This window comes from Agathobaculum sp., from assembly GCF_050946325.1.
Lineage (GTDB): Bacteria > Bacillota > Clostridia > Oscillospirales > Butyricicoccaceae > Agathobaculum.
Genome location: NZ_JBMNUP010000031.1, coordinates 1 through 16,013 on the forward strand (window position 1 = coordinate 1; position 16,013 = coordinate 16,013).

18 protein-coding genes and 1 tRNA gene are annotated in these 16,013 nt (G+C 49.6%); 13 read left to right on the forward strand and 6 right to left on the reverse strand.

Going from position 1 to position 16,013, the window contains the following annotated elements:
* The 9 genes from ACOYIE_RS04090 to ACOYIE_RS04130 form a co-directional block, all read left to right on the forward strand.
* Positions 1-663 (forward strand): EF-Tu/IF-2/RF-3 family GTPase (locus ACOYIE_RS04090; RefSeq protein ID WP_433410890.1); only part of this gene is annotated, 663 nt, incomplete at its 5' end.
* A gap of 135 nt (positions 664-798) precedes the next feature.
* The gene (locus ACOYIE_RS04095) at positions 799-1,035 is read left to right on the forward strand and encodes a hypothetical protein (protein ID WP_433410891.1); all 237 of its coding nucleotides are present in this window, start codon (positions 799-801) and stop codon (positions 1,033-1,035) included.
* A gap of 156 nt (positions 1,036-1,191) precedes the next feature.
* The gene (locus ACOYIE_RS04100) at positions 1,192-1,491 is read left to right on the forward strand and encodes a hypothetical protein (protein ID WP_433410892.1); all 300 of its coding nucleotides are present in this window, start codon (positions 1,192-1,194) and stop codon (positions 1,489-1,491) included.
* Between the two features lie 22 nt (positions 1,492-1,513).
* Positions 1,514-3,751 (forward strand): SF1B family DNA helicase RecD2, encoded by a 2,238-nt coding sequence (gene recD2 / locus ACOYIE_RS04105; RefSeq protein WP_433410893.1) that lies wholly within the window; start codon positions 1,514-1,516, stop codon positions 3,749-3,751.
* Positions 3,752-3,879: 128 nt separating this feature from the next.
* On the forward strand, positions 3,880-4,944 hold the full coding sequence (locus tag ACOYIE_RS04110; RefSeq protein ID WP_433410894.1) for a rod shape-determining protein: 1,065 nt from the start codon (positions 3,880-3,882) through the stop codon (positions 4,942-4,944).
* A 139-nt stretch (positions 4,945-5,083) separates the two neighbouring features.
* Positions 5,084-5,581, forward strand: coding sequence for a tRNA adenosine(34) deaminase TadA (gene tadA / locus ACOYIE_RS04115; RefSeq protein WP_433410895.1), 498 nt, complete (start codon positions 5,084-5,086; stop codon positions 5,579-5,581).
* Between the two features lie 36 nt (positions 5,582-5,617).
* On the forward strand, positions 5,618-6,997 hold the full coding sequence (locus ACOYIE_RS04120) for a sodium-dependent transporter (protein WP_433410896.1): 1,380 nt from the start codon (positions 5,618-5,620) through the stop codon (positions 6,995-6,997).
* A gap of 94 nt (positions 6,998-7,091) precedes the next feature.
* Positions 7,092-7,178, forward strand: a tRNA-Leu gene (locus tag ACOYIE_RS04125).
* Positions 7,179-7,448: 270 nt separating this feature from the next.
* Positions 7,449-8,174: an MvaI/BcnI family restriction endonuclease gene (locus ACOYIE_RS04130; protein ID WP_433410897.1), complete on the forward strand. Its 726-nt coding sequence runs from the start codon at positions 7,449-7,451 to the stop codon at positions 8,172-8,174.
* A 33-nt stretch (positions 8,175-8,207) separates the two neighbouring features.
* Here ACOYIE_RS04130 and ACOYIE_RS04135 read toward each other — a convergent pair whose 3' ends face one another.
* The 4 genes from ACOYIE_RS04135 to ACOYIE_RS04150 form a co-directional block, all read right to left on the reverse strand.
* Positions 8,208-9,116 (reverse strand): DNA methyltransferase, encoded by a 909-nt coding sequence (locus ACOYIE_RS04135; protein WP_433410898.1) that lies wholly within the window; start codon positions 9,114-9,116, stop codon positions 8,208-8,210.
* Positions 9,113-9,982, reverse strand: a complete 870-nt coding sequence (locus tag ACOYIE_RS04140; RefSeq protein ID WP_433410899.1) for a DNA-methyltransferase — start codon at positions 9,980-9,982, stop codon at positions 9,113-9,115. Before ACOYIE_RS04140 ends, ACOYIE_RS04135 begins: the two co-directional genes overlap by 4 nt.
* A 207-nt stretch (positions 9,983-10,189) precedes the next feature.
* Positions 10,190-10,657 carry a hypothetical protein gene (locus ACOYIE_RS04145; protein ID WP_433410900.1) on the reverse strand — a complete coding sequence of 156 codons (468 nt, stop codon included), beginning with the start codon at positions 10,655-10,657 and terminating at the stop codon, positions 10,190-10,192.
* Between the two features lie 199 nt (positions 10,658-10,856).
* Entirely contained in the window at positions 10,857-11,276 is a 420-nt protein-coding gene (locus ACOYIE_RS04150; protein ID WP_433410901.1) for a GNAT family N-acetyltransferase, read from the reverse strand.
* 278 nt (positions 11,277-11,554) lie between these two features.
* On the opposite strand from ACOYIE_RS04150, the gene ACOYIE_RS04155 reads away from it, so the two are divergent.
* The 3 genes from ACOYIE_RS04155 to ACOYIE_RS04165 all read left to right on the forward strand — a co-directional run bounded on the left by ACOYIE_RS04155 (position 11,555) and on the right by ACOYIE_RS04165 (position 14,081).
* Complete coding sequence (locus tag ACOYIE_RS04155) at positions 11,555-12,175, forward strand: TetR/AcrR family transcriptional regulator (protein ID WP_433410902.1); 621 nt, start codon at positions 11,555-11,557, stop codon at positions 12,173-12,175.
* A gap of 185 nt (positions 12,176-12,360) precedes the next feature.
* A complete protein-coding gene (locus ACOYIE_RS04160) occupies positions 12,361-12,846 on the forward strand; it encodes a hypothetical protein (protein ID WP_433410903.1) in 486 nt (161 codons plus the stop codon).
* A 254-nt stretch (positions 12,847-13,100) separates the two neighbouring features.
* Entirely contained in the window at positions 13,101-14,081 is a 981-nt protein-coding gene (locus ACOYIE_RS04165; protein WP_433410904.1) for a tyrosine-type recombinase/integrase, read from the forward strand.
* A gap of 407 nt (positions 14,082-14,488) precedes the next feature.
* Here ACOYIE_RS04165 and ACOYIE_RS04170 read toward each other — a convergent pair whose 3' ends face one another.
* Both ACOYIE_RS04170 and ACOYIE_RS04175 read right to left on the reverse strand, forming a co-directional pair.
* Positions 14,489-14,815: a hypothetical protein gene (locus ACOYIE_RS04170; protein WP_433410905.1), complete on the reverse strand. Its 327-nt coding sequence runs from the start codon at positions 14,813-14,815 to the stop codon at positions 14,489-14,491.
* Positions 14,816-14,924: 109 nt separating this feature from the next.
* Positions 14,925-15,500 carry a zinc ribbon domain-containing protein gene (locus tag ACOYIE_RS04175; protein ID WP_433410906.1) on the reverse strand — a complete coding sequence of 192 codons (576 nt, stop codon included), beginning with the start codon at positions 15,498-15,500 and terminating at the stop codon, positions 14,925-14,927.
* Positions 15,501-15,653: 153 nt separating this feature from the next.
* Here ACOYIE_RS04175 and ACOYIE_RS04180 point away from each other — a divergent pair, with 153 nt between their 5' ends.
* Positions 15,654-15,881, forward strand: coding sequence for a helix-turn-helix transcriptional regulator (locus ACOYIE_RS04180; RefSeq protein ID WP_412316160.1), 228 nt, complete (start codon positions 15,654-15,656; stop codon positions 15,879-15,881).
* The last annotated feature ends 132 nt before the right edge of the window (positions 15,882-16,013 follow it).

The following is a 16,013-nucleotide window of genomic DNA, read 5'->3' on the forward strand; positions in this document are numbered from 1 at the left end:
GACTCCACCGACCCGAACGCTCCCGAGTACGCTTGCATCCGTGAGCTGATGGCTGCTGTTGACGAGTATATCCCGACTCCGGACCGTGCGGCTGACAAGCCGTTCATCATGCCGGTTGAGGACGTATTCTCCATCACCGGCCGCGGCACCGTTGCTACCGGTCGTGTTGAGCGCGGCCAGCTGAAGATGGGCGAGGAAGTTGAAATCGTAGGTCTGATGGACGCTCCCCGCAAGACCGTTGTTACCGGCATTGAGATGTTCCGCAAGCTGCTGGACTACGCTGAGGCTGGCGACAACATCGGCGCTCTGCTCCGCGGTATCCAGAAGACCGACATCGAGCGCGGCCAGGTTCTGGCTAAGCCGGGCTCCATTCATCCGCACACCAAGTTCCATGGCCAGGTTTACGTTCTGACCAAGGATGAAGGCGGCCGTCACACCCCGTTCTTCAACAACTACCGTCCTCAGTTCTACTTCCGTACCACTGACGTTACCGGTGTTATCTCTCTGCCGGAAGGCACTGAGATGTGCATGCCTGGCGATAACGTTGAGATGGACGTTGAGCTGATTACCCCGATCGCTATCGAGGAAGGCCTGCGTTTCGCTATCCGTGAGGGTGGCCGCACCGTAGGTTCCGGCGTTGTTACCGCTATCGCTGCTGACTAATTCTTAACTGAATTGTGAAAAGCCCCCATGCTTGCATGGGGGCTTTTTGTTTGCCGAAAAGTGAAGGGTTTTCCTGATTTTTTCTGGGTAAGCGAACCTTGTGCGCGGCAAAATAGAAAAGAGGAGGGACGCGATATGGCAAAGCATGAAGTTTCGCAGAAAAAACTGGAATCCGCCAAAAAGAATTTTGAATGGATGGAAGTGAGCATGCCGTGTACTGCGGCGCAGGCCTGGAATCAGGCAGACGGCGGGGAGGATTCCCCATCCGGAATTGCGCTGCCGCCGCATGAAAGGGACTGCGGACGCAGCCATCCGATGAGAGGAACCAACAGTGAAGATTTGACGGAGTGGTGCATCAGGCATGAGACATAACGCCTGTCTGTTTTGCAGTCTGTCGGGCAGGCCCGACAGACTGCTTGATTTTGTGGGAACGGTTTTACATTTTTATGCGCCTGTGGTACAATAACAGCAGTATATGCGCACCAGTCTGGGCGCCGACGCATAGCCTGAAAGCAGGAGGGAAGCATTATGTCTGTTTTCTGGCAATCGGTGCTCGCGGTGTTTGCTGCAGTCGGATTTTATACGGTGCTGCACACAGTGTATGAGTTGATTTGTGCCCATATGCTGCGCATGCACGGCTCGGCTGAGCTGACGTTATACGGCGACGGCTGTGATCCGAGCTGTGAGCAGCTGATTCGTACGGCGCTGCATATTCGGAAGCAGTTTTTGCCCGGTATGACCGTTACATTCATTGAAATCGGTGCGGGACAGGGGCAGAATGTGGCAAAACATCTTGCCGCACGGCAGAATATCATGTATTTGGAATAAGAGGGAAAAAGGAACGATCAAAGTGGAAGAAAGAGAATATGTGCTGATTCGCGGCACGGTAGAGCAGATCGTTTTCTATAATCAGGAAAATGGCTATGCCGTGCTGCGCCTGCTGTCAGAGGATGGTGCAGAGGTGACGGCTACCGGCACCTTTCCCAACATCGGGCTGGGCGAACAGGTGATTTTGACCGGAGGCTGGGTGACGCATCCGTCTTACGGCGAACAGTTTGCAACCGAGGCGTTTGAGCGCCGCCTGCCCAGCACCGTGCGCGGTATTGCGGAATATTTGGGCTCCGGGCTGATACGCGGCGTGGGGCAGCGGCTTGCCGGACGCATTGCGGAAAAATTTGGGGAAGAGACGTTTGATGTGCTGGCCCATGCGCCTGAGCGCCTGACGGCGATTCGCGGTATTACGGAGAAAAAGGCGCGTGAGATCGGCCGGCAGTTTGTGGAGCAGACGGAGATGCGGCTGCTGATGGATTTTTTGAGCGAACACGGCCTGCCGGTTGCCCTTACGCCGCTGCTATATAAGCGCTTTCATGACAGCGCGGTGGACGCCCTGTGCGAAAACCCGTATTTGCTTTGCGACCCATATTACGATGTGGATTTTAAAGTGGCAGATGGTCTGGCGATGGAGTTGGGACTGTCCCTGCTGAGCGAGGAACGGGCAGATGCAGGCGTTTTGTACACACTGGCATTTAATCTGGACAATGGACATACCTTTATCCCTGTGGAAAAGCTGACGGGTGCGGTATGTGCGCTGCTGTCCGATGACGACGTTGTGTTTGACGAGGAGCGCGCACAGCAGGCGGTTGAACGGCTGCGCGCGCGCGGGCGGCTGGTATGCGAACATATTGCGAGGCGTGATGCAGTTTATTTGCGTGACATGCATGATGCGGAGGCATATCTGGCCGAAAGCCTTCGGTGCATGGCAGAGCGCACCTATCAATATGACTTTGATGTGGACGAACTGCTGCAGGCGCTTGCACTGGACAGAGAATTTCCTTTTTCGGAGCAACAGCAGCAGGCCATTGCTGCGGCCGCGCGAAATGCACTCGTTATTCTGACGGGCGGCCCCGGTACAGGTAAAACAACGACGGTACGGGGGATTTTGCAGGTATTTGAAGCCCTGGGCCTGCATACGCTGCTTGCCGCCCCGACGGGGCGGGCGGCGAAACGCCTCAGCGAGCTGACAGGGTTAGAAGCCAAAACCATTCACCGGCTGTTGGAAGCCGGCTTTGCGCCCGGCGGGCGCACTGCTTTTGCCAGGAGTGTTACCAACCCGCTGGAGTGCGACGCGGTGATTCTGGACGAGGTATCCATGGTTGATATTACGCTGATGCAGGCGCTGGTGGAGGCGCTGCCGCACGGCGCCCGCCTTGTGCTGGTGGGCGATGCAGACCAGCTTCCGCCGGTGGGGCCGGGAAATTTCCTGCGGGATGTGATTGGTTCGCAGCGTGTGCCGACCATTCAGCTCACTGAGATTTTCCGGCAGGCCCGGCAATCGGCAATTGTGATGAACGCGCATGCGGTGAATGCGGGACAAATGCCGGTGTCTTCGGGACCGGATGGTGATTTTTTCTTCATGAAACGCAGCGACCCGGCAGCGGTCATTGAAACGGTGACGCAATTGTGCTCGGTGCGCCTGCCCAACCACTATGGATTTACGCCGGCGCAGATTCAGGTCCTTTCGCCGGCCAAGCGGCAGGGGAGCGGCACGATTGCACTGAACCGGCGGCTGCAGGAGGCGCTGAATCCGCCGTCTGAGGATAAACTGGAAAAACGTTTTGGGGACTGGATTTTCCGAGAAGGCGACCGCGTGATGCAGGTGCGCAACAATTATGACGTTGTGTGGGAAAGACGCGAGGATGAGGAGCAGGGCACGGGCGTATTTAATGGAGATGTTGGGGAAATTTTGCAGATTTTTCCACAGCAGGAGTGCCTTGTTATCCGGTTTGACGACCGAATTGCTACCTATACGTTTGATATGCTGAATGAACTGGAGCTGGCCTATGCGGTCACAGTACATAAATCACAGGGCAGTGAATTTGATGCGGTGGTGCTGGCGCTGTCGGACGGACTGCCGCGGCGGCTGCTGACGCGCAATATCCTTTATACAGCCATCACCCGTGCGCGGCAGTTGCTGGTCATCGTTGGAAGCGCCGATACAGTGGCTTATATGGTGCAAAATAACCAAAAGGGAAGGCGCTACAGCGCACTGAAAGTGCGGCTGCGTACCCAGCAGCCGGAAAATCCGTAAAAAGTTAGGAAAAGAATGTCGACTGTACAATTATTTCTCAAATGGCCTTGAAAAATGAGGCTGTGATAAGGTATAATATAAAGTACTGTAATTGCGGCAGTAAAGATAAAAAAGGATGAATGAAGATTATGGCTTCTTTTCTGGAAACGATAGCGAAAAAGTTTTCCTTGTTCTCCAGCGATATCGGCATTGACTTGGGCACGGCAACCGTGCTGGTTTATGTAAAGGGAAAAGGCGTTGTACTCAACGAGCCTTCGGTTGTTGCTGTGGATAAGGTATCGGGCAAGATTTTGTCTGTCGGCGCGGAAGCGCAGAAGATGCTCGGCCGTACGCCGGGCAACATCATTGCCATCCGTCCGCTGCGGGAGGGCGTTATTTCGGACTATGAGATGACCGAACGCATGATCAAGGAATTTATTCGCAAGGTGCAGGGCTTCCGCCTGTTCAAACCCAATGTGGTAATTTGCGTTCCTTCGATCATTACCGAGGTGGAGGAGCGTGCCGTGATTGACGCGGGCACCCAGGCGGGCGCCAAGCGCGTGTTTTTGATTGAGGAACCGGTTGCAGCGGCAATTGGCGCAGGAATTGATATTGCCAAGCCAAACGGCAACATGGTGGTTGATATTGGCGGCGGCACAACCGATGTTGCGGTTATTTCACTTGGCGGCATTGTGGAGTCCACCTCTATCAAAATTGCGGGCGATAAGTTTGATGAGGCGATTGTCAAGTATGTACGGCGCAAGCACAATGCGCTGATTGGCGACCGGACGGCCGAGCTGATTAAAAAGAATATCGGCTGTGTGTATCCGCGCACGGAGGAAGTGACGATGGAGGTCAAGGGCCGCTGCCTGATGACCGGCCTGCCGCGTACCTTTACCGTCAATTCGAGTGAGATTTTGGACGCATTGGAAGAGGTTTCCACGGCGATTGTGGAGGCAATTCACTGGGTTATTGAACGCACACCGCCTGAACTGACCGGCGATATTTCGACCAACGGCATTGTAATGACGGGCGGCGGCTCGCTGATTTGGGGATTTGATAAGCTGATTGCTTCCAAAACCGGTATTCCGACGCATGTGGCGGATGAAGCGATTTCGTGCGTATGCTACGGCACGGGCAACTGCCTGGAAAACCTGTCCGGCATGCAGGACGGTACGATGAATCTTTCGAGACAGCGGCAGATGATGCAGTGAGCATAAGGACCTGAGGGTTCGTAATATACTAAAATGCGATTCCTGCGTGCCTGCATGTGATCTGTCCTTACTGTTGCGGTACAGAAGCATATGTGCAGCATGGATGCTTGACGCAGGGCAGTTTTTGATAGGGAGAAGCATGACGGAACAGCAAAAATATATGAAGGCGGCCCTCCGGCTGGCGCAGAAAGCCGCAGAAGAAGGCGAGGTTCCTGTCGGTGCAGTGGTTGTGTGCGAGGGGAAAATCGTCGGCCGCGGCCGTAACCGGCGCGAGGGTAAAAAAAATGCGCTGCATCATGCCGAAATAGAAGCGATTGAAAAAGCGTGTAAAAAGCTCGGCGGATGGCGGCTGCATAAGTGCGATTTGTATGTGACGCTGGAACCGTGTCCGATGTGCGCGGGGGCGATTATTAATGCGCGCATTAAAACGGTGTACTATGGCGCACCGGACCCGAAAGCCGGCTCGTGCGGTACGCTGGTTAATCTGTTTGAACTGCCGTATAATCATAAACCGGAAGTTGTGTCCGGCCTGCTGGAGGAAGAATGCGCCGCGGTGCTGCGCGTTTTCTTTCGTGAACTGCGGGAAAAACGAAAAAAGCAGCGCTATCAGAAGAATGCAGACGTCGGGGACGTTTGACAGAAAGAATGTAAGAAAACAAGGGGTAAATGAGCAATGCAAAGAGAAAGGCTGGGTTCGCGTCTCGGTTTCATCCTGCTTTCAGCGGGCTGTGCAATCGGCGTGGGCAATGTTTGGAAGTTTCCGTGGATGGTTGGCCAGTACGGCGGCGGCGCGTTTGTGCTGTTTTATGTGCTGTTTCTGGTTATCCTCGGCCTGCCGATTATGACGATGGAATTTGCGGTTGGCCGTGCCAGTCAGAAAAGCCCGGTGCGGGCATATCAGGCGTTGGAAAAGCCGGGCAGCAAATGGCATATTCACGGCTATCTGGCGATGATCGGCAACTATCTGCTGATGATGTTTTATACCACCGTGTGCGGCTGGATGCTGCATTATTTCTATTTGACGGCAAGCGGTAAGTTTGTCGGCGCAGATACCGAGCAGGTGGGCGCGGTGTTTGGAGAAATGCTCAGTCAGCCCGGCGTGATGGCCGGTTGGATGGTTGTTGTTGTTGTTGTTGGCTTTGCGATCAACTCGTTCGGCCTGCAGGGCGGTTTGGAGCGCGTAACCAAGGTAATGATGATTGCGCTGCTGGCCATTATGGTACTGCTGGCGATCAACAGCGTGACGACTGAGGGTGCAGGCGAGGGCCTGAAGTTCTACCTGATTCCCAATCTGGAAAATATGAAGGAAGCCGGCATCATCAACGTGATCGTTGGTGCGATGAACCAGTCTTTCTTTACGCTTTCGCTTGGTATCGGCGCGATGGCGATTTTCGGCAGCTATGTCGGCAAAGGCCGCGCGCTGATGGGCGAGGCGGTCAACGTAGCGATTCTGGACACGTTCGTGGCATTTACAGCGGGCTTGATTATTTTCCCCGCGTGCTTTGCATTCGGCGTTTCGCCGGACAGCGGCCCGAACCTGATTTTTGTCACCCTGCCCAATATCTTCAACCACATGCCGATGGGCCGTCTGTGGGGCAGCCTGTTCTTCGTGTTCATGGCGTTTGCCGCATTTTCGACAGTTCTTGCGGTGTTTGAAAACATCATGTCCTGCTGCATGGACCTGACTGGCGCCTCCCGCAAAAAGGTTGCGCTGTTCAATACGGTATTGGTCATCGTGCTGTCCATTCCGTGTGTGCTGGGCTTTAACGTGCTTTCGGGCTTTACGCCCTTTGGCCCAGGCTCGAATGTGCTGGACCTTGAGGATTTCCTGGTATCCAACATTTGGCTGCCGTTGGGCTCGCTGGTGTATTTGCTGTTCTGCACCACCCGCTACGGATGGGGCTGGAAGAACTTTAAAGAGGAAGCCAACGAGGGCGGCGGTCTCAAAGTCAAGGATGGCATCCGTTTTTATGTCAGCTATATCCTGCCGATTATTGTGCTGGTAATCTTTGTGCTTGGCATTAAGGATAAGGTTATGCTGTTGTTCTCGTAAAATGCGAAATTTTTCTTGAATAATGCGGTGCAGCGTGGTATAATAACCAAGACGCGGTAGAATACAAACCGTATGATCCGCGCTGTACTGACCTGCCGGTGTGATGGAATTGGTAGACGTAGTGGACTCAAAATCCACCGGTGGCGACACCGTACCGGTTCGAGTCCGGTCACCGGCACCAAATCGGAGCAAGCTTTGTATCGCTTGCTCCGATTTTTTATGCCATACGGAAATGGAATACGGTGTATCAGAACGCATAGGTACGTTATGATACGCGCCGGAAGCAAGCGGAACCTGGTCCTTTGCGGACGAGACGGCCATCACGCTTACCGTTTGCGCAGCGAAAAACCCCCCTTGCGCATACGGGGGGTTTTTGTTATAGTAAACGTGTAGGAAGCAGAAGGGGCAAAGTTTTGCCGCTTCTACAGCAAAGGAGAGAGGAGCGGGGATTATGCAGAACGAATGGACCAAGGAAAAGGTCATCACGCAGTTGGCGTTAACGCGGGAAAAAGGATTCATTCCCGTGCAGTCGGAGATGTTCCGCAAGGACGACGGCATCGTAGGGCAGGTGCTGGAACGTGAATTCGGCGTAAAGGAGAATAACCTGCATCTTGCCGATTTGGGTACCTATGAGCTGAAGGGGATGCGTATCCGAAAAGGACGGGGGAACAAGGTTACGCTGTTCCATCAGGCGCCGGAACGGGGACTAACCACCCGGGAGATTTTTGAGCGTTTTTGCTATGTCAGGCCCTCCTCGCGGGATGGACAGCTGAAAAGAAAGCTGTTTACCACTGTGAAAGGGAATCGTCAGAATAATCTGGGGCTGATTCTGCGTGGGAACAGCGAGAATGCAATTGATTTATACTGGCAGGATGAGTACTTGTCCACTTGGGACCTGACAAGCGGGAAAAATAAAATCAATCAGACGATTCTGGCGCTGGCAGAGACACAGGGCCCTGTAAATTCCAGATATGAACATTTTCATTTTGTGGAGGCATACCTGCTCAGCGAACCCAAGGACATTGGCGAAGCGATCCGGTCGGGCGCTGTTGTGGTGGAATTCTGTGTGGACCAGCCGGCAGATGAAAGAGTCGCGCCGCATGACCGCGGACCGCATGTTCGGATTCCCTTCCGCAACCTGAATATGCTGTTTGGAAAAATTGAGCAGATTTTGTAACAGAAAAGAAACGGAGTGAACGGGTTTGGCCGTTCACTCCGCTTTTTTTGACTTTTTCTTCGATACTTTCGGAACAGGAGGAAGCGTGAAATCAAGGATATATTCGAAGGTGGTGCCCATCGTAATATAGCTGCTGGGCCAACCGAATATACCGATTCGGTTGACAAGATTTCTGCGGTCCCAGATGATGGTGTTCCGGAATTCATATCCTGCCGCACACATGGCGTTGATGATGTTGATATGCAGCGGCACACGTTTGCCGTCCATCCATGCATCGGTAATATTGATTAAAATATGCGCCTTCTCTTGAAAGACCGGTTTAAGATCAGAAAAAATTTCGGAAATAGCCGCTTCAAAATCAGGCGCTGCCAATGTTCCAAGGTCTCGGGGGTCCTGGCTGTACTGCTCAATTTTGCCGAGCTGCTCGTTCGCCCGCAGATTGCCGCGGCGGCTCTTGTTTTTTCGCTCGCGGTTGAGAATGTTCGCATAAGGCGGGGAGGTAAAGACAAGTTTCACGGTGCCCGGTGCAATGCGGGCGCTGATATGCCGCGCATCGTCGCATACGGCAATCTGGCGGCATTCGGTACAGCCGGCAGCGCCGGACGCTATGCGGGTATTGGCAAGGTCGACATAGGCCTCCTTCAGGTCAAACCCAACGGCGTTTCGTTTCAAATCCTGTGCGGCGACCAGCGTGGTGCCGGAGCCGACGAACGGGTCTAACACAAGCTCGCCCTTATGCGTAAACTGCTCGATCACGCGCTTGGCCATGGCAATGGGGAAAACGGCCGGATGAACCGTTTTATCGCGTATATCACGGGCTTCATAAGCGAATTGCCAAACGCCGATTTGGTTTTTCATCCATTCGCGCGCTTCAATGCAGGATAAGTGGCTGGCAGGGCAGTCACACAGCCGTGCGCTGTCAATCTCAATGAAGCCGCTCATTGTTCGCGCTCCAGACTTTCTGCAAACCGCTTTTGTGCAAAGTCAAAATACTCGGCATTGATTTCAAACCCAATGCAATTCCGTTCCAGCCGTTCGCTGACTATCCAGGTAGTGCCGGTGCCGAGGAAAGGATCGAAAACAACGCCGCCCTTCGGACTGCCGCAGAGAATGATCTGCTCCACCAGTTTTTCGGGGAAAGTGGCTGTGTGCGTACCGCCCAGAGGCTGCGTACAAATGGACCACACATCCCCCGGATTTTTGGGACGGCCGTTGGCGCCCATGATTTTCACTGCATTCAAATCAAAAAAATACTTCTTTTGCAGAACAAAATGGAAGACGTGCTCATAAGTGTTGTTGAAACGGTCTGTCACGCTGGCGGGAATGCGGTTGGGCTTTTGCCAGATGATATCATCCCGCAGCAGCCAGCCGCGTTCCTGCATGGCGATGGCAAAGCGGGAGGGGATGAGCAAGAGCTGCTTGTTCTGATATAGCTTGCCGTTCTGCCGGATTTTGGGCTGAAGCGGCTTGGTGGTAAAATATTTTTCCTTGCGGTCTTTTTGGACCTGCGTAACGTTTCCATTTTCGTCCAGATATTTATTCCATGCGCCTGCACCGGAGCCGAAAAACGTATCTCCCACGTTGATAAATACATTGGCGCTGGGTTTGAGATAGGGCTTCAGGGCATCGAAAAAATCGGCAAGGCGGGAAACATATGCTTCCGGCGTGGGTTCAGAGCCGATTTCGCCTTCTCCGTTATATACGCGCTTGGCCCAGTAGGGAGGGGACGTTACCAGAAGATCGATGGACTGGAGAGGGACCTGCCCGATCAGCTTCAGCGTGTCTCCGCACAGAATCAGGTGACGCATGCGTTTTTATCCCCCTCTTGCAAAAATAATAGTGCTGCCGAAGGGTTGGTTTTATTCTGCGGACGTGTTTGCACGGCCGCGGCGCCCAGAACGACAGACAATTTATTATAACACAACAACCGTTCAAAAACAACCGGCTTTCCGCAGAGGTGCAGAAAGGAAAACAGGCGGGACTCTGTGCGAGTCCCGCCTGATGCCATATTCCATTTATTGCTCTTCGCTGGCGCACCGCCTGCCGAACAGCACAAAGATATAGGGCGGCAGCAGCCACAGAATAGCGGCGCTGACCCATTCATTTATCCCAAGCTGGAACAAAAGAAGAGAAAAGACGCCATCCCACTCTGTCAGGATGCTCCAGAGCATGGTGAAAGAAGTAAAGATTCTTTGCGTCAGATAGGTAAAAATGCCCAGAACAACGTTCAGAACGACCATAACAGAGGCCGACTGGAAAATTTCCCTGCGGGACATTTTGCGGAAAAAGAGCAGTCCGCCAATCAGAACGACAGCTGCGAACAAAGCGGCGTGGAGAATAAGCTCGCGGGTGCGGTCTGCCGTGATTGTCCCGTCGGGAAGTGTGGCAAGCGCCCAGCGTCCAAACACATGAACGGTCAGCTGGAAGCAGACCCAGCTGGCGGCAATGCAGTACAGCGGAACTTTCCACCAGGATTTTTTCATGGGATATCGCTCCTTTCACAATACAGTGTGGCCGGCTGCGTGAAAACTGCTGTCGGCGCTTGACTGGCATGGTTTTGCTGCGGTACCTCAAAGAAACAGATAGGATTCTGAATGGCTGTCCGAATGATATATCATTATTATAACCGGGGGGGGGAAGAAAAAGCAAGAAAAATAAGCATAAAACGTCGTTTTTTGCGTTTTATAATGCTTTGTGCATCCAGATATGGGGGCAATGTTCATCCAGGAACTCCTCGCCTTCAGCGGTATATCCGGATTTTTCATAAAACCCTTTGGCCTGCACCTGGGCAGAAAGGCGAATTTCTTTTGCGCCAAGGGCTCTGATTTGCCGCTCTGCTTCCTGCAACAGGATTGCGCCGCAGTGATGCTTTCGGAAGGCTTTCAATACTGCAATTCGGCCAATCACATAGGTCTGTCCCTCTTCTTTGAAGAAACGTCCGGTGCCAACCGCCGTATCGGCCTCTGTGTACAGGACAAGGTGCGTTGCTTTTTCATCCTTGTCGTCAAATTCAATGGTAAACCCCTGTTCTTTCATGAATACCGTTTCGCGAATCCGTTTTGCGTCTTCCGGCAGTGTGCAGTAGATTTTGGAATAATACATGTGAAGTCCTCCTGAAAAATAAAAGCACTCAAAAGCCAACCTTATAGCGCATATGCGCCGTACCTGCGGTTTGCTTCCGAATGCCTTCAGACATCGCTGCCCGGTGACAGCGTGCCAGCAATTTTTTGATTTATTATAGCAGACAATAGAAGAGAAGTCAACTGCGGATGAAGCGGCGCTGCCGGCTATATTTTATGCTTGTATTCCTTTTTGCCATGTGCTAAAATAAAGACGGATTTTTAAAAACATTTTTATTTTGGTCAAAAGGAGCATCCAAGGTGCCAAAGGTAGCTTACTCTGAAGAGGACAGGGAACGGATCAGAACCGCGCTGATTACGGTTGGGCTGGAGCTGATGGCAAAACAGGGCATACAGCATACAACAGTTGAGCAGATCTATAAAAAAGTTGGCATTTCACGCACATTTTTTTACACTTTCTTTTCAACGAAAGAAGATTTGATCGTTGAAACCTTATATTTGCAGCAGCCTAAAATTATTGCCTATGTGCAAACTTTGATGAAAGACCCGGCGCTGGGCTGGCGGGATGCTGTCAAACAGTTTCTGCATGCCTGCTGTTACGGCGAAAAAAATGGAATTGCCGTTTTGACGATTGAAGAACAGCAGCGTATTTTTAAACGGCTGTCCAAGGAAAGCTGTCAAATTTTTCGGGACAGACAGCGGCGTCTTTTTGGACAGATATTAGAAAACTTTGGGATAACCGCAGATACGCAGCGGATCAATTTGTTCACCAATTTAAGCCTGTCAACAATGGTAATACGCAGAGCGATTCCGGATGCGCTTCCGCTGCTTGTTCCCGAAGCGGTTGACGAAACGGTTGATTTTCAGCTGAATGCGATTGTTGACGCGCTGGAAATGCTCAAAAGCACCCCGATACCTTGAAGGAAAATGTAAATTCGTCCGAATATGATGTTTCGGCGTGATGTTCGGATGAATTTTATTTTATCTAAAATAAAAACAAAATATAAATTGTGTTTTTATAAAGCGCAAAAAATGTGATCTGTTTATGATGCCATGGTTCTGTTTCATTGGCTTCATATAAAACGAACAATTAGGAGGATAATGCAATGGGATTTTTTGGAAAGTTGTTTAAAGGGCCGGAAATTGATATGGAAAAAAGCAATGCGAATGCAAAGAAAATGCGCGCTCTGTTTAATCAGGTGGTGGAAAACGGCGATGCATATCGGCTGATTTTTGGATATACCGAAGATGTAAGCCGGTTTAATTATGGTTTTGTGCATGGAAGCAAGACCAAGATCGGAAATTTGATTGTCGGCTGGAACGAGGAAAGTCAGACAGTTGTGGTTGTGCCCACCGTTCCTGACCTGTCCGGCTGCGGGGACCCGACCTGCTATCGCCGTTCGGAAATTTTAAAGGCCTATCGCAATAAGTACCCTACCGATGCATTTGTCATCTATCCGGACAAAAAGGGTTACATTGGGATCAATGCCTATGACTGGCTGGAAGAGGAAAAATTATATGTATATGTGTCCCAGGAGGAGGAACTGGCCGCGTTTACAGATTTTTTTGTCAATCGTTTTGCAAAAAAGTGAGGTAAACTATGTCTTTGAAAGAAGCCGGCGTGCTTCTGTTGGTGCTGGCAGCGATATTTGTGTTTGGAAATCAAGAGTGGCGATTTTCAAAAAATAATCAAACTAAAAACAGTTAAAAGCCTTGTGGCGCAAGGCTTTTTTCTTTTTGTGCAGTTTTATTTATATGATTTGATTTTTTCTTAAAACGCTAAAATCTTTATGGTAAAATCAAGCCATAATTTTAATTTGATTTTTTACCGGAGGGGGTTTTTACTATGGCAGGTACAAAGAAAAGAGTACAAATGACAGCAAGAGAAGAAGCAAACAATCAATACTTAATAAATCCCTTTAATGAGTTCATAGCAGAAAAGAAAGCATTGGGCAGAGTAGAAGAAACACTAAAATCATATCAGACAACTTATAAAAAGTTCATGGAGTACTTTGGAGATAGAGCGGAAGAAACAGGCAATATTTGCGGCTCTATGTTCATTGAATGGACTAACGCCATGAGGGATGAGGGACTAAAGGCGGCAACAATCAATCATAATCTAAGCGATATGCGGGCGTTTATGTATTGGTGTATGGACGAAAGCCGCCAATACATACCACGTTTTAGAATTAGGCTGATAAAGGTACAAGAGGAAATGCCGAAAGATTACACCATTGAGGAAGTAAAGGCATTACTTAGAAAACCAGATAGAAAAGCAAAGTTTACAGAGTGGCGCACATGGGCGATTTGTTGCTTTGTTGTCGGTACTGGTGCAAGATTAGGAACGCTGGTAGAAATACGAATGAAAGATATTGACCTGAAAAATGGTAAGGTATTCTATCAGCACACAAAGAATAAGAAATTGCAAACTGCTAACCTTTCGCCGCAATTAGTGAAGTCATTAAGTGACTATATCAATATGTGGCGTATTGAGGGAGTAGAAGAAGATGATTTTTTATTTTGCAATATAAGCGGCGAACAACTTTCTAAAGCCTCTTTAGCGCAAGGATATAGACAGTATACCACAAGCAGGGGTGTTAATAAAACGAACATTCACGGCTTGCGCCATACATTTGCAAGAGAATGGTTTTTGAATGGCGGCGATGTAGTACAGCTATCAAAGATATTAGGACACTCTACACTTGCTATGAGTGAACACTACATGAACATTTATGCAGACATGGCAAAGGATAGATTTGTGCAATATAATCCACTCGACAATATCACAAGGAGCGGCGCAAGAAAGACGGTCAGGCGCAAGGATTAAGAAAGGCGGGGCGGGTATGTGTGATTATGATTTGCCGCTTGCCCTGATATTTGAGGAAATACTAACAGACAAGCCGAAAGAGCAAGCGGCGAAAGAGCAGGATAACGGCAAAGGGGAGCGGCAGGAAAAATAGCCGCTCCCCTCTTTTTCTATGTCCGCTTGTATTTGCTTGCTAAAATGCGTTCTAAGCGGTTTTTGTGTTCGGGTATGGTAGGATACCAGAAAGCCGCTAAAATCGCTCTACAGGCGTTCTACGGCGTTACAGAGCTATTCCCGCTCCGCCGTTGTATTGTGCCGCCGCCTGTGGCGTCCTCTTGCCCTCTTTCCCGCCGCCCTCTGCAAAGGGAAAAGGGGGACAGCTTCCAAAGTAGCCGCCGCCCTCTCCCGTTCCCGCTCGGCGTGGCGATTTAAGACCGCCGCCGCTTCCTTGCCTTGAGTTCGGCTAAGATATCCTCTGTAACAGACGATTTTTTAGTTGTGCCTTTCGGCGCAAGGTCGGGGAAGTATTTTCTTGTAAATGCGTTGCGCTGTTCAATAAAGGTGCGTTTCCGCATAATGGGGTTGCCGTCCTTGTCTGTCTTGTCGGTTGGTATTTTGCCCTCTAAAATATCAATAAGCCAATCTTCATCCTCTTCACCTTGCCGCTTGATGTATTCAAAGATAAGCGGCAAAGTGATTTCCTTAATGTCTGTTACATCTTCCATTCTTTCAGGGGTTTTAATTTCTTCTGCCATTACTAACGCCGCCTTTCATTATTTATTGTTATCTTTATGATAAAGGCTTGATTTGTATTTGTCAATAGGAAAAGGCGGCTGAACAAGTCAACCGCCTTTCATTTATCATTTACTTTACTTTTTCAACGGAAGTAGCAACTACTGCAATATATTCAATCTCATTATTGACGACCCTAATTCCGTCAAACATACCTGTAACTGCTATCTCGTCACCAACTTCAACAGTGGGATAAGTAAAACAAGATACACGAATATCATCACATTCATATACCCAACTATCATTATATGCGTTATTCAACATATCATGATTTAGTACAGCGTCAGCGGCAGAGTATTGATTAGTGACAGTTGCGGTAAATTCGATAATTGTTTCTGTATTTACAAAAGTATCTAAAAACGCCTGTGCATCTTCTCTTGCCATGTTTCTTATCTCATTTGCCTTGTAAGTAGTAGTTTCTCCACTTTCTACTACTGTGGCAGTAATTGTGTAGTTAGGTTTAGCTATTAGAATATTAGATACAACAAAGGCGACTAATAGCACAACCACTGCAATAAACCAACCTCGTAAAAAGATAGGTTTCTTGTTTTTTGCTCCACAATGAGGGCAAGCCTTTGCACTCTTTGCCATTTCTTTTCCGCAGGCTTTACACGGTTTAAGGTTTTTGTTTGTTGCTTGCTGTTCCATCTTTATACCTCCTTATTTTCTTGTGCTGTATAGTTCAAATGTCGTAAGGAAATAATAACACAGAAAATGACCACTGTCAACGTCGTAACGACGTTTTAGGAGAGTTTATTATCTACTCTATTGCCTCTACACTATACATAGTGAGGTGATAGCATGAAAGAGGAATATAGGGAACAGTATAGAAAGTTTGGATTAAATGTTGTATATTACAGAAAGGCGTTAAGAATAACACAGCTACAACTTGCAGAATTATTAGATATACAAAGAAGTCATATAAGCGCAATAGAATTAGGTAATGTTGGTATATCATTTGACCTTATCTTTAAGATGTGTGAGGTATTTAAGATAAAGCCTAAAGACTTATTTGACTTTAGGGACTAAGAAAGCAATAGTCCGTAAAGGTATACCTTAACGAACACAAGAAAACGGCAAGAAAAACCCTTGTTTTCTTATTCGTGTAAGTCCAAAAATAATTTGCGAATGTTCGTAAATAATGCTTGACTTTTACGAATA